The organism is Collinsella sp. AF39-11AT, from assembly GCF_003474585.1.
Lineage (GTDB): Bacteria > Actinomycetota > Coriobacteriia > Coriobacteriales > Coriobacteriaceae > Collinsella.
On the sequence record NZ_QROG01000010.1, the window covers coordinates 77,227 to 95,389 of the forward strand.

Consider the following 18,163-nt stretch of genomic DNA (forward strand, 5'->3'; position numbering starts at 1 on the left):
TACCCAGAGGCACTGGGGTCAGGCGGGTTACATCCGCTTACGGGCACTATTCGCCGGCAGGCGGTTTCGGTGCGGACGAGGTGTGGGTCGAGCCTTCGCCACCGTCCTGGCGCGGCTTGCGGGAACGACGGCGACGGCGGCGCTTTTGACCCTGGTCGGTCGAGCCTTCGCCATCGCGATCCTCACGCGGTTCGCGCTCGTCGCGAGAGCCGCCGCGCGAAGCCTTGGCGGCAGCTCCCCCGCCATCGCCGGGGCGACGGCGCGTGACCTTGATTTCGCCATCCGAAACCTGATCGGCCACGGAAGGAACCGAGGGCTTCTGCTGCGTGCCCGAGGAATGGCGACGGCGCGGACGTGGCGCGCGCTCCTCCTCGCCACGCGGCTTGCCAGCCTTGTCGGCAGGCGCATCGGAGGCCGAGACGCCCTTGGGAGCGGCACCGGCCTCGCGAGCAGCTGCGGCGCGGAAGGCGTCCTCGCGCTCCTCGCTCGACAGGTGACGGCGACGACGGCGCGTGGGGTTCATGCCACCGCCGCGGTTTTGCTGCTGGGGCTGCTGAGCCTCGCGCTCACGGGAAGCGTTCTTGCCCGCGGCCTCGCCATTGTCGACGGACGCTGCGCGCTTGCGGCGGCGACCACCGGCTGCCTCCTCGGCCTCGGGCGCCTCGGCCTTGCCGCGGCCCTTTCCGCGGCCACGACCCTCGCCCTGGCCCTGAGCAGCGCGAGCATCGGATTCGGCATCGCGGCGACGGCGCTTGGGCATCGACGTGCCGGCCAGACGATCGGCACTCGACAGGCCATCGCCCACGTCGACGCCGTTCTCGCGATCGAGCTCCATGAGCGCCAGGCGCATCTCGGGCGACTCGATGCGCTCGAGCACGTCGCGCGTCACGCAGTCGGGGCGGCAGTTGCAGCCCTGCTCGGCGGCCTTCTTTTTGCAGCCCTCCGAGCAGGTCATATCGGCCAGGTTGACCTTAAAGACCTTGCCGTTCTCCAGGCGCAGCACCAGCTGCTCACGCGGCGTGTCATATTCCTGAATACGCGCCTTGCCGAGCGGCGTATCGATGAGCGTCTTCTTTTTGGGCGCACGGCTCTTAAAGTCCTTGTACGCTTCGAACTCATAGCGCAGGCAGCACATCAGGCGGCCGCAAACGCCGCTGATCTTGGAGGAATTGAGCGGCAGGTCCTGCTCTTTTGCCATGCGGATCGAGACGGGCTCAAACTGTCCGCCAAAGCGCGTGCAACAGAGCTCCTGGCCGCACTGGGCATAGCCGCCCACCAGGCGAGTCTCGTCGCGCACGCCGATCTGGCGCATGTCGACGCGAATGTGCAGCGTCGAGGACAGATCCTTGACGAGCTGGCGAAAATCGACGCGCTCCTCGGCCGCAAAGTAGAACACGGCCTTCTCGCCGCCAAACAGGTACTCGACGCCCACCGGTTTCATCTCGAGGTCGAGCTCCTTGACCAGGCGGCGGAAGTCGACCATGGCCTCGTCGCCCTGGATGGCCAGGTCGTCGGCAAGCTGCAGGTCGATGTCGCTCGCCACGCGCAGCACGGGCTTGAGCGGCTGACCGATCTCGTCTTGCGGCACCTCGAAGGGATCGGCCGTGACCAAGCCGATCTCGGTTCCGCGCTCGGTGGAGCAAATGGCATAATCGGCCTCGAGGATATCCAGGTCCTGCGGGTCAAACCACAGGTCGCGCGAGGCGTAGGTAAACTTAACGGGTACGACTAACGGCATTTCAGTGCCTTCCTGATATCGAACAGCATGACCTCGATGGCCAGCTGGGGAGTAACGTTTCTGGCGATGTTGCGCTCGGCGGTCGCGACCGCCTCGAGCGCCTGGGTGGCACCCGCAACATTGGTCGCAGCGGCAAGCCGACCGATCGTGTCACGCACGTCCTCGTTCACCACGTCGGCCGCCTCGTCCTGAAGTGTCAGCAGCACGTCGCGCATGAGCGTCCGCGCGCTCGCCAGCGCTTCCATGATACCCGAACGCTCGCGCGCGTTGAGTTCGCGCTTGTTGCGGTCCTCAAGCTGCTTCAATGCTCCACGCGACAGGTAGTCGGCATTTTGCTCGAGTACCTTTTCCTGCGTGGACTTGACCTCGGCGAGCGGCGCCTTGACGGCGACGATGAGCGACTTGGCGCGACTGAGCACGTCGGCCTCGTCGGCGGCAATGAGTGAGTCGATGGCACGGACCATCTGACGGCGGGCGTCCTGGCGCTCGGCGCTCTTAAGAAACTCGATGCCGCGTGTGGGACTTCCCGCCACGGCGACCGCCATGCGGCAACGCGCAGGGTCCTGACCGGTGGCGCGGCTCACGGCCTGCGCGGCGACGGCGGGCGACACCAGCCGAAACGGCACGCACTGGCAGCGGCTCACGATTGTGGGCAGCATCACGTCTGCCGAGGTGCCCAGCAAGATGAACATAACGCCCTCGGGCGGCTCCTCGAGTGTCTTGAGCAGTGCGTTGGCGGTGTTGGCGCGCAGTTGCTCGGCACGGTCGATGATGTAGACCTTGGCCTTGGCGCGAATGGGTGCCAGCGGCACGTCATCGAGCAGCTCGCGGGTCTGGGCAATAAGGTAGCCCGTGGCGCTCTCGGGCGTGTAATAGTGCACGTCGGGATGCGTATGCCGAGAGACGCGCACGCAACTGTCGCATGCGCCGCAGCCGTCCTGCTCGCACAGGAAGGCTTGGGCGAGCGCCCACGCGGCGTCGAGCTTGCCCGCGCCGGGAGCGCCCAAAAACAGGTAGGCGTGCGATGCGCGACCGCTAGCGACGGCATTGGTCAAAAAGTCACGCACGCGCTCTTGGGTGTCGAGCTTGGTCAGCAGGCTTGCCTGAGCAGGGGCCATGTTACTCGGCCTCCTTGGCAAGCGCGGCGGCGACGGCTTCCTGCGGAATGTCGAGACCGTACGCGCGAACCTGCTCGACCGTCTTCTCGAAGACTTCCTCGACGGTCGTAGTGGCGTCGATGAGCTTTACGCGGTCTGGCTCCTCGGCAGCAATTGCGCAAAACCCCTCGTAGACACGCTCCTGGAATGCCATGCCCTTAGCCTCCATGCGATCTGCCGCGCCACGGGCTGCCATGCGCAGCGCCGCCTGCTCGGGCGTGATGTGGTAGACGAGTGTGAGCGCCGGGTGCGTTCCCGCGACGGCCAGGTTGTTGGCGTCGCGCACCATCTGGCGGTCGAGCCCATCGGCAAATGCCTGGTAGCAGGTCGTGGAATCGTAGAAGCGATCGCACAGGACCACCTTGCCGGCAGCGAGGGCGGGCGCGATGACCTCGTGCACCAGCTGGGCACGCGCAGCCTCGTAGAGCAACAGCTCGCAGGTATCGCCCATCGTCGTGTTGGCAGGGTCGAGCAGCAGGGCGCGAATCTTTTCGCTGATGGCAGTGCCGCCCGGCTCGCGCAGGCTCACAACCTGATAGCCAGCGAGTTCGAGCGCGCGGGCAAGCAGGCGCGCCTGCGTGGACTTGCCGGCGCCATCGACGCCCTCGAGCGTAATGAAGCTATGTTGAGCGGGCTCAAAAGCCATGGGCGCAGCCCCTTCCTACAAGGCGCGTAAATGCAGATATATCAACCAAGCCATGATACCCCAGCGTCCGGTGCACCCCAAATCCGACCTAGTCGTTTGGGGCGGCAGTTGGGGACGTTCCTAAACTGCCGGCAGAAAAGGAACGTCCCCAACTGCCGGCTTTTTTGTACGCTGGGTATAATCGTCGTATTGCATTGAAATGTGGCGAAAGGAGTGGCAATGTCTCGGTATTGCGCCTCGTGCGGCAAGCGTCTTGCAGATGATGCCAAGTTCTGCACCTCGTGCGGTGCACCCGTTGAGCAAACAGCCGCGAGCGATAGCCAGCCCGCTTTTGAGCTGACCGGCTCCCTTGATGCGCCGCAAGCCAAGGCGGACGACCCCCTCGCCTATAGCCCCGACCCCGCCGCAAGGACCGAGGCCGTCGAGACCACGCAGCGCATACCCGTCGCGAGCGGCTCGCCCCAACAGCAGCCGGCTCCCGCATACGCGCCCGCTTCGCCACAGACCCCCGCTTCCAAAAAGAGCGGCACCGGGCCGCTTATCGCCGTTATCGTTGTGCTGGTGGCGATCATCATCGCCCTGGTCATTTTCTTTGTGATCAAGCCTTTCGACAACGCCGGTACGCAGACGACCGCCGAGGTTACCAAGCTGCACCACGATGTTGACGATGATGACCTTGAGCCTCTCGGCGATCCCAATAGCCTTTACGACGATGACGATGATGACGACGAGGATGGCGGCGAAGCAACGCTCTCTGAGCAGAACCTCTACCGCCGACTGAGCGAATACTACGACCTGCTCGAAGATCTCGACAGCCAGGTCCGTGGCTGCGCGCAGAACTTCAACGGCAACTATCTGGAAGAGGATCGAACCACCCGTCAAAATCTCGCCGACGTCGCCGAGCGCACGGAGGACACCATCGAGCAGTATTACGACATCGTCGAGGACCTGGACGTCCCGACGAGCTCCAAGAACTACAGCTCCTGGAAGGACATCATCGCCCTGTACGACGACCTGGATCACCGCATTGACGCAATCTGTGATGCCTGGGAGATCAGCCTGAAATACGCCAAGCCTGCGGACCACAAGAATGAGATCGTGGCGCCGCTGTCGCGCGACAACGTGGCGGGCACCAATGACAATAAGTACCGCCTAGACTTTGAGGAGCGCTATCCCGGCGCCAAGCCTGTCGAGGTGAACTAGCGCTTTGTCGTTCCCGAGCCGGCAGTTAGGGACATTCCTAAACTGCCGGCAGAAAAAGAACATCCCTAACTGCCGGTCAAAAAAACGAGCGAGGATCGCGGGGTCCTCGCTCGTTTTTTTGGGCAATGTTTCGACTGCGCCGTTACTTGTCGGCGGCTGTTTTCTTGGCAGTCGACTTCTTCGCGGTCGTCTTCTTGGCGGCAGTGGCTTTCTTAGCCGTCGTCTTCTTGGCCGCCGTCGTCTTCTTTGCCGTGCTCGCCTTGGTTGTGGTCTTGCGACCGCGGGCGGGCTTCTTCTCCTTGGTCGGGCAGTCCATGTTGACGCAGATACGCCACGGACCGCGCGCCGTGTTGACCACCACGATGGGGGCGCCGCACTCGGGACAGGTCTCGCCCGTCGCCTCGAGCTTGCCACGCGCCGGCAGCGGATAGCTCACGCCGCAGTCATCGTAGTTGGTGCAGCGGATAAAGCGCTTGCCGCTCTTCTCGCTCTTGTGCGCGATCAGGTCGCCATGGCGTCCGGCCTCGGCACACACCTTGCACTCGCCCACCTTAAGATCGGGCTCGTAGTTGGTGGGGCACGTCGGGTTCACGCAGATCTCGAAAGCCTTCTGGCGGAACGGCTGACACTTAATGCGCGGCGCACCGCATTCGGGGCATACGGCGGCCTCGCCCTCGAGCGGGCTCACCTTGACGCCGCTCGGCACCGGATAGGTCACGTCGCAGTCGGGCCAGCCCATGCAGCCGATAAAGCTGCCGCGGGTCTTGGCGCTCGTCTTCATAACCAGGTCCTTGCCGCACTTGGGGCAGGCGCCCACGCGCGCATCGGCCGTGACGGCGTCGCTGATGGCGTCGCCCAGCTCCTGCGTGTGCTTGAGCAGCTCGTCGAGCACGCCGGCCAGCAGCGCGCGCGAGTGCGTCACGACATGCTCTTCGGTGTCCTCGCCGCGCTCCACACGGGTCATGTCGCCGTCGAGCTCGCTGGTCATATCGGGGCTCGTGATGCGCGGGGCAAACTGCGTCAGCGCGTCGATGATGGCGATGCCCAGCTGGCTCGGCTCCACGGGATCGTTTTTGAGGTAGCGCACGGCGTACAGGCGCTCGATGATGCTCGCGCGCGTGGACTTGGTGCCCAGGCCGCGCTTTTCCATCTCCTGCACGAGCTTGCCCTGGCTGTAGCGCGCGGGCGGCTCGGTCTGCTTGGCCTCGAGCTTAATGTCGAACACGTCGACCGTGTCGCCCTGCTCCAGCGGAGGCATCTGCTCGTCGCGCTTGAGTCCGTACGGGTACGCCTCGCGGAAACCCGGGGTCACGAGCACATCGCCCGAAGCCACGAACGGCTCACCGTTCACATCGAGCTCGAGCTTGGTGTTCTCGATAGTCGCGGGACCCATGAGCGTCGCCAGGAAGCGGCGGGCGATGAGGTCGTAGAGCTTGCGCTGGCCGCCATCGAGCGTGGACGGATCGCCTTCGCCCGTGGGGTAGATGGGCGGGTGGTCGGTGGTCTCGACTTTGCCGCGCGTGGGCTTCATGGGGCCGGCGAGTACCTTTTTGCACACGGGCGCCAGCGCCGGGTTGATCTTTGCCAGGTCGCTCACCACGGCGCCCAGATCGAGCGTCGCAGGGTACACGGTGTTGTCGACACGCGGATAGCTGATGAGGCCCGCCATGTAGAGGGACTCGGCGATGCGCATGGTACGTGCAGGCGAGATGCCCTCGGCCGCGGCGGCAGCCTGCAGCGAGGTCGTCGCAAACGGCGTGGGCGGCTGCTGCTTACGCGAACGCTTGGTCACCGCGGCAACGGTTGCCGTCTTGGCGCCGTCGACGTGACCATACGCCGTCTCAGCAGCATCTTTGTCGGTAAAACGCGCCGTCTTGTGCGCGATCTTAAAGCGGTCGTCCTCGGCAGCACCCTGAGCGGCACCCATGCCGCGAATCTGCCAATAGTCCTCGGGCACAAACGCCATGCGCTCGCGCTCGCGCTCGACCACCAGGGCGAGTGTCGGCGTCTGCACGCGGCCGGCAGAGCGCACGTTACCAAAGCCGCCAAACTTGGCGAGCGTCAGGTAGCGCGTGAGCACCGCACCCCAAATGAGGTCGATGTGCTGACGGCTCTCGCCGGCGTCGGCCAGGTTCTGGTCGAGCGAGACAAGGTTATCGAAGGCCTGCGTGATCTCGGCCTTGGTAAACGAAGAATACTGGGCGCGGGCAACCGGCAAGTCGGGCGCAACCTCGCGCACCTTGTTGAGAGCGTCCGAACCGATCAGCTCGCCCTCGCGATCGAAGTCCGTGGCGATGATGACGCTGTCGGACTTTTTGGCGAGGTTCTTGAGCGAGCGAATGAGCTCTTTCTCGGCCGGCAGCTTAATGACGGGCGCCCAGGTGAGATAAGGCAGGCTCTCAAGCTTCCAACCCTTGATGGAGATACCGTCGGCAAGAAACGGCTTGCGCTTGGTGTCGTAGGGCGGACGAGCCAGGCCATCGGGCATGTCGGCCGGCAGCATCTCGCCGTCCTCGGTAACCGAATACCAGCCCAGCTTTTTATCGAACAGCACGCTGTCGCAAAAATCGGGCGCCAGGATGTGGCCGGCAAGGCCGATGGTCACGCACTCCTCGCCCTTCCACTCAAAACGGTAGATGGCGGTGTTGTACACCTTGTCCTTTTTGGGCTTACCCGTGGACAGCCGCTCAGCGATCTGACGCGCGGCGTCGTTTTTCTCGGCGATGATGAGCTTCAAAAGAGGCTCCTATCTCGTATCTCTGCGGCTACGCCCGCCCGTATGGCGGCCGACTTACGCCCTTGCTTGCTCAATCTGCCCGATGAGCCAATCGCACCAGGCATCCATGCCCTCGCCCTTGCGCGCGCTCACGGCAAACCGCGGCGCCTGCGGATTGAGGTCATCGAGTGTCTTAGTATACCTATCCATGTCAAAATCGAAAGCCGGAGCCACGTCGACCTTGTTGAGCAACTGCGCGCCGGCGTGCTGGAAGATACCCGGATACTTGATAGGCTTGTCGTCGCCCTCGGGCACCGAGAGGATCATAATGGACAGGTTCTCGCCCAGGTCAAAGTCGACCGGGCAGACCAGGTTGCCCACATTTTCGATAAAGATGACGTCGATGTTTTCCAGACCGACGGCCTGGTCGAAGGCGTCGACAGCCTCCATGATCATGTTGCCCTCGAGGTGGCACAGGCCACCCGTGTTGATCTGGATGGCGGGCATGCCGGCTTCCTTCATGGTGATGGCGTCGACATCCGAGGCGATATCGCCCTCGATGACGGCACAGCGCAGGCCGGCTTTGTCACGCAGGCGCTCGTTGGTGCCCAGAATCGTGGTGGTCTTGCCCGAACCGGGGCTCGACAGCACATTGATCACATAGGTGCCTGCCTCATTAAATCGCTGACGCAGCTGATCTGCCAGGCGCTCGTTGCGCGACAGGATCGGCGACGCGATATCAATCGTTTTCTCAGCCATACTCGGCACTCCTTACTTTGGCCCCTTTATACCCCGTTCCCAGGTGGCTGGCGGGCTAATCGTCGGGGGTTTCGATTTCGATACTTGCGATATCGAGCTCGCGGCCGTGCAGTAGGCGCACGTTGGCACCACCACACTGGGGACAGCGACAGTGGAAGCGATCGTGGTCGAAAACCTCGCCGCAGTCCAGACACTCGCTTTGTGGATGGACCTCCTCCACGGCAAGCTCGCAGCCGCGCGTGAGCGGGTCATCGTCGCGAAACGTCTCCCACGCAAAGTCGAGCGCCTCGCGCACAACTTCGGTCATATCCCCGATACGCAGCGTTACCAAAACGGCGCGCGAGGCCCCCGCCCCACGCGCCGCGCGAATCACTGTATCGAGTATGCCGTTGACAATGCCAACCTCGTGCATACCGATTTACTCCTCGTCGTCCTCGTCGTCCGAGAACAGGTCCAGACGGCTCACGAACAGGCCCTCCTTGCCCTCGCGCGCGGTAATGACCACGCGAGCGATGGCGAGCGAAATCTCGTAGAGCGAGAGCAGGGCGCCATACATGAGACCCAGCGTAACGGGCGAGCCGTCGGGCGTAATCACAGCCGAACCCACGAGCAGGCCTACGTACACGTAGCGCCAGGCGCTGCGGAAGGCCGCATAGGACACGATGTGGAAAACGGACAGGTAGAAGATGATGAGCGGCAGCTCAAACGCCACACCAAAGCCGATCATAAAGAGCAGCTCCATGTTGACGTAGTTCTCCAGATCGGGCAGCGCCGTAGCGACGGCCGAGGTCTCGCCGATGAGCCACTCAAAGCCTGCCGGGATAATGATGAAGTAGCAGAAGATGGCACCCAGGAAGAACAGCACCGTCGAGGCGAGCACCGTGGGCACGACCCACTTGCGCTCGTTGGGGCGCAGTGCCGGCAGGAAAAACGCCAGGATCTGCCAGATGATCATGGGCGTGCACATGACCACGGCCATCTTGATGGCCAGCGAGAAGCGCAGGCCAAAGCCGCCGAGCGTGGTGGTGATGTAAAACTTACCGTCCGGCACAAAGGAACGGATGGGGTCTTCCAGGATGTCGAGCACCACGGGTGTGGCGAAATACAGCACGATAGCGGCGGCAAACACCGATACGACCACGATGGTCAAGCGGCGACGGAGCTCTCCCAGGTGATCGAAGAGCGGCATTCGCGCAGGTCCGATAGGCATTACTCATCGCCTCCCTTCGGGGCGTCGGCGGCAGCGGCTTCGTCCTCGGCCTCGAGCTCGCGGGCGAGCTGGTCGACGACAGCCTTGCGCTTGCGGGGACGACGGGCGTAGAGGTCAGCCGTCGTGGGCTCTGCCGGCTCGGGCTCCGGCTCTGCAGCAGGCTCGGGCTCGACGGCAGCAGCAGCGGCAGGCTCTGTACCCTCGGCCTCATCAACAGCGCCTTCGCCCTCAGCAGCACCCTCGCTTGCGGCCTTCTCGGCAGCAAGACGGGCGCGACGCTCGGCAAAGGTCTCCTTCTTGGCGGGCGCTGCCGTCTCGGCGGCATCCTCGTCCGCATCGGAATCGTCGTCGGTCGCAGCAGTCTTCTTGGGCTTGACCGGGGCCGACGCGGCCTCGCTCACCGGATCGATAATCTCGGACTGAACAACGGCCGTCATCTTTTCCTGCGTCTCGCGGAACTGACGGATGGCACGGCCGATCGTGCGGCCCATCTGCGGGAGCTTATCCGGGCCAAACAGCAAAAAGCCGAAGACCACGATGATCGCGAGCTCACCCTCTCCAATACCAAACACACATACCTCCAAGGCTCGATGTGAGTCGAGCCCGCACCGCGCCATTCGGCCGGAACTCGTCTATTCATTCGGTCAAGTATAGCGCCCGGACGCCAAAACGTCCGAGCGCATCACAAACATATGCCAAACGGCACGCCCTTTTGGGGGCAAAGATTATGCAGCGGTGATCGAAATCTCCTGGTCGACACCCAACAGCTGAACCACGCGCATCACCGGGGGCTGTACATTGGTGCAGCTAAAGCGCTTGCCGTGGTCAACCGCATGGTGCGCGGCGCCCACGAGCACGCCAATGCCCGTCGAATCGATGTAGCTCACCTGGGCAAAATCGAGCTCAACGGCCTCGGTGGGCTGCTCGAGTGCCAGGTCGATGGCATTGCGCAGGCTATCGGCGTTAGAGATATCGATCTCACCGGTCACCTTAATGGTGTAGAGCTCTGGCGTGGGGTTTGTGGAAATACCCAAATCCATGTATACGCTCCTTTACGTATCGAAAGTGCGGATAGTACTAGGCGCGGACTTGCGGGGCCCTACGCGTTAGGCGCGCTCGGCACGCGCAAGCTCGGCAGCGACGAGCTTAACGGCCAGCACCAGCACATCGAGCGCGGCCTCCAGGTCCTCGACCGTGGGATAGCTCGGCGCGATGCGGATGTTGGTGTCGCGCGGGTCCTTGCCATAGGGCCAGGTAGCACCGGCCGGCGTGAGCTTGACGCCCAGGTCGGCACAAAGCGCGGCGACCTTTTGAGCCGAGCCCTCGGGACCATCGAAGCTTACAAAGTAGCCGCCGCGAGGATGCGTCCAGGTAGCGCAGCCCGTCTCGCCCAGGCCCTCGGTGAGCTTGCGCTCAACGGCCTCAAAGCGCGGGCGCAAGAACTCGGCATGCTTTTTCATGTGCTCCTTGACCGCCTCGATGGTGGGAAGGAAACGCACGTGGCGCAGTTGGTTGAGCTTATCGGCGCTGATGAGGCCGGCCTTCAGGCGCTTGGAGAACTCCGCGATAACCGCGGGGCTCGCACCGATAAAGCCGATACCGGCACCCGGGAAAGTGATCTTGGACGTCGAGGCGAATGCCACCACGCGGTCCTCGGTGCCCGCCGTGCGGGCAAGATCGAAGATGTTGGCGAGCTCGTCGGTCTCATCGTACAGGTCGTGCACGCAGTAGGCGTTGTCCCAGAAGATGCGGAAATCGGGCGCGGCCGTGGGCATCTCGACCAAGCGGCGCACAGTGTCCTCGCTAAAGGTGATACCCGTGGGGTTGGAATACTTGGGCACGCACCAGATGCCCTTGATGGAATCGTCGGCGGCAACGAGGCGCTCGATCTCGTCCATATCGGGGCCGTTGTCGGTCATCGCGACGGGGACGTTCTCGATACCCAGGTCAGCGGTAATTCCAAAGTGGCGATCGTAACCGGGAACCGGACACAGGAACTTGACCTTCTTGCCGTCGTGCGCGGCCTCGTAGGCATCCCAGGGCTCGCTGCCGCACGAGCCGCAGCGCCAGAACATGCCAGCGATGTCGTGCTCGATCAGCAGGCTCGACGAGCCCAGCACGAGCGTCTGCTCGGCGGGGCAGCCCAGGAACTCCCCTGCCAGCTTACGTGCCGAGGGAATGCCCTCAAAGCAGCCGTAGTTGGAACAGTCGACGTTGCCGTCGTGCAGATCGGCATCGACATTGAGGATATCGAGCATGGGTCGAGAGATGTCCACCTGGGAGGGCGACGGCTTGCCGCGGGCCATGTCGAGCGCCAGGCCCTTGGCCTTGACCTCGGCGACCTCGGCTTTGAGCGCCTCGATGGCGGCATCGAGTTCGGTGGTTTCCATCTTCTGGTAGATCGTCTGCATGGGGTGCGACCTTTCGCGAAGCGGTACGTTGCAGTTCGTCTAAGTATAGACCGCCATCGTCGCAACGTTATGAAGCCGTGATAGATTAAGTTCATCGCAATCAATTACGAATCGCCGCGCATGCCGGCGTGGGGCGCCCAAGGAGGCACTATGGAGTACGGATCGTTTCAGGCCGAGGAATTCGGCGACTTGCAGCGCCTGGTCGACGGACTGTTTTACGACCGCCACGCCATCGACCGGCTTGACCTAATCGTGCAGGCCGAAATCGTCGACTTGGCACCCGACCTCATGGAAATCGTGAACCTTTTGCCGCCCGGCTGCTACGATCGCCGGTCGCTGTGCGACCAGCTCAACTCCGCCTTGGCTGCCCACGGCTGGGGCGCCGTCTACGGCACCGTGGAATAGCCCTAGTCGTTTAAGAACGTCCCCAATGATTAAAACGCCGCCTGTGATGGTGTTCACAGGCGGCGTTTTTAAACTTGTATGTGCTTTTACTCGTCCTTGGGCGCGGGGTGCTTGCAGATCACACTCATGTAGATCATGCCCAGCACGGCCGCGGTGACAGAGCCGGCAAGAATGGCGGCCTTTGCGGCCAAGACCTCAAACTGGGCCGTCGGGAAGGCGAGGCCGCTGATGAGGATCGACATGGTAAAGCCGATACCGCCCAAAATGCCCACACCGGCGATCATGTGCCAGTTGACATTATGCGGCAACTCGGAAATCTTGAGTTTAACCAGGGCAAACGTCATGCCAAAGATACCGATCGGCTTGCCCAGCAGCATGCCAAAGTACACGCCGAGCGTCACCGGGTCGGTGAGCAGCGTGCTCATGTCCACGCCCACCAGGCGAACCTGCGCGTTCACGAACGCAAAGATCGGCAGGATCACGAAGTTGACCGGCGTGGAGATCAGACGCTCCATGCGGATGAGCGGCGGGGTTACGCGGTGCATGACGCGCTCGACCTTGGTGGTCGAGACGGTAAAGTCATGCTGGCCCAGGATGTGCGCCTCGTCGTCGTAGCGATCATCGAGCAGCGGCAGGCACTCGCCCAGCCAATCGGTGAGGCTATCGAGCTTGACACCGCACTTGGCCGGGATGGTAAAGGCCAAGATGACGCCAGCAAGCGTAGCGTGCACGCCGCTCTTGAACATGCAAAACCACAACAGCAGACCCAGTACCGAATACGGGGCAAGGCGGTAGTGCTGCGTCTTGTTGAGCCACACGAGCGCGCAGGTCACAAGCGCGGCGGCGCCCAACCAAAACGGATTGGGGCTCTGACCGTAGAAGATGGCGATGGCGGCGATGGAGATGAGGTCGTCGGCGATAGCGAGCGTCGAGAAGAACACGCGCACGCCGTTGGGCACGCGATTGCCCAAAAGCGACAGCACGCCCAGCGCAAAGGCAATATCGGTTGCCATGGGGATGGCCCAACCGTTGCGGGCGCCGGCATGGTTAAAGATCAGGTAGATGCAGGCGGGAACGACAACGCCGCCCACGGCCGCCAGCATGGGAAGCATGGCCTGACGCGGATTCTTGAGCTCGCCGACCGTCATCTCGTACTTAAGCTCAATGCCCACCAACAAAAAGAAAATCGCCATGAGGAAGTCGTTGACGAAAAGCTCAACGGTGAGACCGGCCGTAAGGTTTCCCAGACCCACATACAGCGGGGTCTCCAAAAAGTGATGGACGGCCTCGTAGGCATCGGTATTGGCGCAAATGACGGCGGCGATGGCGGCGAAGACCATGACGGCGGCGGAAATCGTGCCGTTCTCGGCGATGCGCTCCCAGATGTCGTGACGTTCAAAGCGCTTGCGCTCACGAACGTTGAACAGCTGCTCAGTTGCTGCCATGGGCGGCTCCTTTCACGGGAAAGCTCCCGTCTTAAAAAAGCACGGCCCGCCCAAGTGGCGGCGCCGCGCTCTAACGTATTACGCTTGCATCTAGCCTACCCTGCACGACAAGCACGCAGGCGTGGCCGAAAAGCGGAACCACAGGTTGAACATTATTTGTTCAACGGCACGGGCATACCTGTCCAAGAGACGACGCGGCGCCGTGCACAAAAAACGACCGGAGCGCGGGGCGTCCGCGGTCCGGTCGTGGCGTTTGGTCAACTAAACCTAGCAGGCGGCCATGATGGGGGCAGCGACCTGCTTCTTACGGGAGAGGACGCCCGGCATCCAGACGCCGTCGTGCTCGTCGGCAATGCCCAGGCCCTTCTGAGCGGCCTCGGTCTCGCCCTCGAGCAGGACCTGCGAGCCCTCCTCCATGATGTCAGTGATGCACAGGACGATGCCGTCGGCACCTTTCTCGGCGGCGTAGGCGCGCATGGCCTTGCGAATCTCGTCGATCATGCCGAGTGCGCGGGTCTTGTCGACAGTCTCGTACTGGCCGATGAGCAGCTTCTTGCCGGCGGGCTCGAACATCTTGATGTCGTTGCCGACCATCTCGGCTGCGGTGAAGGAGCCGGACGGGCGGGTGAGGAAGACTTCCATGCCAAACTTGACCGGGTCGACGCCCACCTGCTCGCCGAGCTTGGCGGCGACGGCGCGGTCGACATCGGTGGTGGTGGGGCTCTTGAGCATGAGCGTGTCGGTCATCATGGCCGAGAGCAGCAGCTTAGCCTGGACGTCGGAAAGCTCAACGCCGAGCACGCCGGCGAGCTTGGTGACGATGGTGCAGCTGGAGCCCCAGGGCAGGCAGATGTAGTGCAGCGGGCCGGCGGTCTCGAAGTCGCCGATGCGGTGATGATCGACAACGCCAAAGACCGTGGCGTCCTTAAGGCCGGCGACAGACTGGGCGGACTCGTTGTGGTCGGTGAGGACGACGAGCTGGCCGGCCTCGACGGACTCGATCACGCGGGGCTCGGCAATGCCGGCGTCGGCAAGCAGCTTGGCGGACTCGGCCGGAAGCTGACCAAGGGCGCAGGCCTCGTAGGTGTTGCCGGCATACTCAACCTGGTTGAGCAGCTGGGACAGGACGACGGCGCTCATGATGGCGTCGTTATCGGGGTTCTGGTGACCAAAGACAAGAACGTTTGCCATGGATATCCTCCACTTGATATGTGTACTTGGACGTAGCTATGGTAGCACGCTGACGCCGAACCCTTGGGCACGGAAGGGCCGCGGCACAATTTGGAGCAGGCGTTGGAGCAAAGTCTATCCCTTTCGCACCATGTTGGTGCAAAGTAACCTGGCCTCCTTGCACTAGCTATTTGCCGGCGGCGCGCAGGGCTACGTAGGCGGCACCGATGATGCCGGCGTCGTTGCCGAGCGAGGCGACCTTAATGGGCGTCTCGCGCGAGGCAGAAAGCGCGTACTGCTTAAAGTGCTCGCGGGCCTTGTCGAGGTAGACATCGGCCGAGGCGGATGCGCCGCCGCCGATCAGGAACATCTCGGGGTCGACCACGTTGGCGATAAGCGCCAGAGCGCGACCGAGATAATCGGCCATGGTATCGACCGCGGCCAGCGCGAGCTTGTCACCCTCGCGGCAGGCCTGGAACACGTCCTTGGAATCGGAGGGGCCGGTGAGCTCGATGGGCTCGACGCCCGCCTTCTCGCACTCGGCAAGGTAGTTGCTCACCACGCCGGTGGCGCTGGAATACTGTTCCAGGTGGCCATGGCCGCCGCAGCCGCAGGTGCGCTCCTCGGCAGGATTCAGGCACATGTGGCCGATCTCGCCGCCGGCGCCCACGACGCCCGACACCACATCGCCGTTGACGATAACGCCGCCGCCCACGCCGGTACCGATGGTGACCATCACGACGTTCTGCACGCCCTTGGCAGAGCCGAGCCAGGTCTCGCCCATGGCAGCGGCGTTGGCATCGTTTTCGTACTTAACGACCGCGTCGGGGCAGTGCTCCTGAATGGCGATCCTCAGCTCGGGCAGGTTAATGGCAATGTTGGCCTTAACCTTGGCGTCGCCCGAAGCCGGGATGGGACACGGAACGGCCAGGCCAATGCCCGCCACAAAGGCGCGCGGAATCTGCGCCTTGGCGACCACCTGGTCAATAGCCTCGGTCACCGCGGCAAAGCCCGCAGCGTCAACGATGGGAGGCGTGGGCACGCTGGCCTTGGCAAGCAGGTTGCCGTCCTCGTCGAACAGGCCCTCCTTAACCGAAGTGCCGCCAACGTCGATGCCGATGTAGTACTGCTTAGGTTCCATGGGAGCCCACCTTTCTCGTTTAAACATTGCCTGTATGGTACCGCTCCCCAGGCAAAAACCTGTCAAAAAGGGACAGGTTTGTTTTGGCAGGTTTTATCTGGGAAAACGCAAGGCATGAGATTTGGTTCGCTGGGCGGCAAAACGGCCCAACCCCATCTTCGAGCCGATCAATTTGCTCAATACCACATTATTCGAATGCATATTCATTTAGAGCGCTCTAGTTGATATAGAAAAGCGTTTTTTGATTATATCTTTCTCGAACTTTTCAAAAACGCAATAGGGATGCTTAGGCGTGGACTATACTTTCGTTTGTACTCAATCAAGCCGGAAAGGAGGTTCCATGATTCCCAAATACGAGGCAATAGCTGCAGATATCCGTCGAAGCATCGAGGACGGCGCTCTAAAGCCGGGCGACAAGCTGCCCACCGTCGTTGAGTTCTGCGAGCTCTATAGCGTTTCCAAAATCACCGTCAAACGAGCTATTGAGCAGATTACCGATGAAGGTCTTGTTACCAGCCGGCGCGGATCGGGCACCTACGTTAAGGACACGGCGGGGCTTCCCGGCCAGGCGTTTTTCCAGGGCAAGAACAATCGCTCCCAGGGCTTTTCGTATGAGCACCGCGGGGAGAAGGTGACCTCGGTGGTCTACGATTTCTCGATTGTCAATCCGCCAGCAGACGTCGCTGCCCAGCTGGGAATTGCCGAGGACGACTTTGCCTATCACATCGTGCGCGTGCGCCAGGTCGACGAGAAGCCCATCGTTATCGAGTACACCTACATGCCCCTCGAGCTGATTCCGGGCCTTAAAAAGAAAGACCTGTATGGATCGGTCTACAGCTTCATCCGCAAGCAATGCGGGCTGAAGATTTCGAGCTTCCACCGCACCATTCGCGCCGTAGCGGCAACCGAGGAAGAGGCTGAGCGCCTGGACACCAAACCCGGCTCTCCCCTGCTCGAGCTCAACCAGATTGGCTTTTTGGATAGCGGCACCGCCTTTGAGCATTCGATCTCGCGCAACGTTGGTGACCGCTTTGAGCTGCACAACGTAACGTTGGCATAGGTTTTTGTAGTCATGCGGGCGCTCGTTACGGCTCGTTTAGAGTGGGCGGCCGCGCAACACCATGGGGGTATGAACATGTCCGATTTGATTAAACTGACGCCGATCTTTCACGAGAAGATCTGGGGCGGCCGCCAGCTCGAAACCGTATTTGGTTATGACATTCCCGAGGGTCCCATCGGTGAGTGCTGGGCCATCTCGGCACACCCCAACGGCGACTGCCAGATCGCTGAGGGCCCGTACGCCGGTCACACGCTGTCATGGCTGTGGGCCGAGCACCGCGAGCTCTTTGGCAACTGCGAGGGCAAGGAGTTCCCGCTGCTCATTAAGATTCTAGACGCCAAGGACGACCTTTCGATCCAGATCCATCCCAATGACGAGTACGCCGCCGAGCACGAGAACGGCAGCCTGGGCAAAACCGAGTGCTGGTATGTACTGGACTGCGAGCCCGGCGCCACGATCATCGTCGGACAGCGCGCGCACGACCGCGCCGAGGCCGCGCGTATGATCGAGGACGGCCGCTGGGACGACATGCTCAACGTGCTGCCGATTCACAAGGGCGACTTTTTCCAGATTGATTCCGGTACCGTCCACGCCATCAAGACCGGCACGCTCATTTTGGAGACGCAGCAGTCGAGCGACGTGACGTATCGCCTGTACGACTACGACCGTCCCGGCACCGACGGCAAACTGCGTCCCCTGCACATTGAGCAGAGCCTCGACTGCATCGACTTTGATGCTCAAGCTCCGACCGACGGCACGGTGACCGCGCCCGAGGTCGACGGCGTGACCATGCTCGAGTCTAACTCCTGCTACACCGTCGATCGCGTGCGTGTCGACGGCAGCAAGACCCTCGACCAGCGCTGGCCCTTCATGTGTCTGTCGGTCATCGACGGCGAAGGCACCGTCTGCGGCGACCCCGTCCACAAGGGAAGCCACTTGCTGGCCCCGAGCACCGTGGACAAGATCGAGCTCGAGGGCAATATGGAACTGATTATCAGCCACCTGTAGGTCACCGGTCCCCAAGCGCTCGCCGGGACGGGGCGCGGGGTTTGGTCGCCTGCTCGGACAGTCCTGCTCGCACGGAGAGCACATTAAGTGCTCT

General features: G+C 62.5%; 17 protein-coding genes. 4 read left to right on the forward strand and 13 right to left on the reverse strand.

Translation table 11 applies throughout. From position 1 onward, the window contains the following. Positions 1 to 46: 46 nt before the first annotated feature. Genes DW037_RS05830 through tmk form a run of 3 tightly spaced genes read right to left on the reverse strand, consistent with a single transcriptional unit; the run spans position 47 to position 3,541 of the window. On the reverse strand, positions 47 to 1,738 hold the full coding sequence (locus tag DW037_RS05830; RefSeq protein ID WP_118372970.1) for a regulatory iron-sulfur-containing complex subunit RicT: 1,692 nt from the start codon (positions 1,736 to 1,738) through the stop codon (positions 47 to 49). Next, positions 1,729 to 2,856: an ATP-binding protein gene (locus DW037_RS05835; RefSeq protein ID WP_118372971.1), complete on the reverse strand. Its 1,128-nt coding sequence runs from the start codon at positions 2,854 to 2,856 to the stop codon at positions 1,729 to 1,731. Before DW037_RS05835 ends, DW037_RS05830 begins: the two co-directional genes overlap by 10 nt. Position 2,857: 1 nt before the next feature. Next, entirely contained in the window at positions 2,858 to 3,541 is a 684-nt protein-coding gene (tmk, locus tag DW037_RS05840; RefSeq protein ID WP_117799792.1) for a dTMP kinase, read from the reverse strand. Positions 3,542 to 3,760: 219 nt separating this feature from the next. On the opposite strand from tmk, the gene DW037_RS05845 reads away from it, so the two are divergent. After that, positions 3,761 to 4,744 (forward strand): zinc ribbon domain-containing protein, encoded by a 984-nt coding sequence (locus DW037_RS05845; RefSeq protein WP_118372972.1) that lies wholly within the window; start codon positions 3,761 to 3,763, stop codon positions 4,742 to 4,744. A 142-nt stretch (positions 4,745 to 4,886) separates the two neighbouring features. Here the strand turns inward: DW037_RS05845 and DW037_RS05850 are convergent, their stop codons facing one another. The 7 genes from DW037_RS05850 to DW037_RS05880 all read right to left on the reverse strand — a co-directional run bounded on the left by DW037_RS05850 (position 4,887) and on the right by DW037_RS05880 (position 11,840). Then, complete coding sequence (locus DW037_RS05850) at positions 4,887 to 7,481, reverse strand: DNA topoisomerase I (RefSeq protein WP_118372973.1); 2,595 nt, start codon at positions 7,479 to 7,481, stop codon at positions 4,887 to 4,889. Positions 7,482 to 7,535: 54 nt separating this feature from the next. Next, a complete protein-coding gene (gene hypB, locus DW037_RS05855) occupies positions 7,536 to 8,219 on the reverse strand; it encodes a hydrogenase nickel incorporation protein HypB (RefSeq protein ID WP_117583579.1) in 684 nt (227 codons plus the stop codon). A gap of 55 nt (positions 8,220 to 8,274) precedes the next feature. Next, a complete protein-coding gene (gene hypA / locus DW037_RS05860) occupies positions 8,275 to 8,631 on the reverse strand; it encodes a hydrogenase maturation nickel metallochaperone HypA (RefSeq protein ID WP_117640381.1) in 357 nt (118 codons plus the stop codon). A 6-nt stretch (positions 8,632 to 8,637) separates the two neighbouring features. Further along, positions 8,638 to 9,429 (reverse strand): twin-arginine translocase subunit TatC, encoded by a 792-nt coding sequence (gene tatC, locus DW037_RS05865; protein WP_055285525.1) that lies wholly within the window; start codon positions 9,427 to 9,429, stop codon positions 8,638 to 8,640. After that, positions 9,429 to 10,001: a twin-arginine translocase TatA/TatE family subunit gene (locus DW037_RS05870; RefSeq protein WP_158571948.1), complete on the reverse strand. Its 573-nt coding sequence runs from the start codon at positions 9,999 to 10,001 to the stop codon at positions 9,429 to 9,431. Before DW037_RS05870 ends, tatC begins: the two co-directional genes overlap by 1 nt. Positions 10,002 to 10,154: 153 nt before the next feature. Next, positions 10,155 to 10,469, reverse strand: coding sequence for an STAS domain-containing protein (locus tag DW037_RS05875; RefSeq protein ID WP_035137695.1), 315 nt, complete (start codon positions 10,467 to 10,469; stop codon positions 10,155 to 10,157). Positions 10,470 to 10,535: 66 nt separating this feature from the next. Further along, on the reverse strand, positions 10,536 to 11,840 hold the full coding sequence (locus tag DW037_RS05880; RefSeq protein ID WP_118372975.1) for an aminotransferase class I/II-fold pyridoxal phosphate-dependent enzyme: 1,305 nt from the start codon (positions 11,838 to 11,840) through the stop codon (positions 10,536 to 10,538). Between the two features lie 150 nt (positions 11,841 to 11,990). Between DW037_RS05880 and DW037_RS05885 the strand changes: the two genes are divergently transcribed. Further along, entirely contained in the window at positions 11,991 to 12,245 is a 255-nt protein-coding gene (locus tag DW037_RS05885; protein WP_118372976.1) for a hypothetical protein, read from the forward strand. 86 nt (positions 12,246 to 12,331) lie between these two features. Here DW037_RS05885 and nhaA read toward each other — a convergent pair whose 3' ends face one another. The 3 genes from nhaA to DW037_RS05900 form a co-directional block, all read right to left on the reverse strand. Further along, on the reverse strand, positions 12,332 to 13,690 hold the full coding sequence (nhaA, locus tag DW037_RS05890; RefSeq protein WP_118372977.1) for a Na+/H+ antiporter NhaA: 1,359 nt from the start codon (positions 13,688 to 13,690) through the stop codon (positions 12,332 to 12,334). 267 nt (positions 13,691 to 13,957) lie between these two features. Continuing rightward, a complete protein-coding gene (locus DW037_RS05895) occupies positions 13,958 to 14,881 on the reverse strand; it encodes a manganese-dependent inorganic pyrophosphatase (protein WP_118266944.1) in 924 nt (307 codons plus the stop codon). A 166-nt stretch (positions 14,882 to 15,047) separates the two neighbouring features. Further along, positions 15,048 to 16,001 (reverse strand): ROK family protein, encoded by a 954-nt coding sequence (locus tag DW037_RS05900; RefSeq protein WP_233542279.1) that lies wholly within the window; start codon positions 15,999 to 16,001, stop codon positions 15,048 to 15,050. Between the two features lie 340 nt (positions 16,002 to 16,341). On the opposite strand from DW037_RS05900, the gene DW037_RS05905 reads away from it, so the two are divergent. Further along, positions 16,342 to 17,061: a GntR family transcriptional regulator gene (locus tag DW037_RS05905; protein ID WP_117757642.1), complete on the forward strand. Its 720-nt coding sequence runs from the start codon at positions 16,342 to 16,344 to the stop codon at positions 17,059 to 17,061. A 75-nt stretch (positions 17,062 to 17,136) separates the two neighbouring features. Next, a complete protein-coding gene (locus DW037_RS05910) occupies positions 17,137 to 18,069 on the forward strand; it encodes a type I phosphomannose isomerase catalytic subunit (protein WP_370448160.1) in 933 nt (310 codons plus the stop codon). Positions 18,070 to 18,163: the final 94 nt, after the last annotated feature.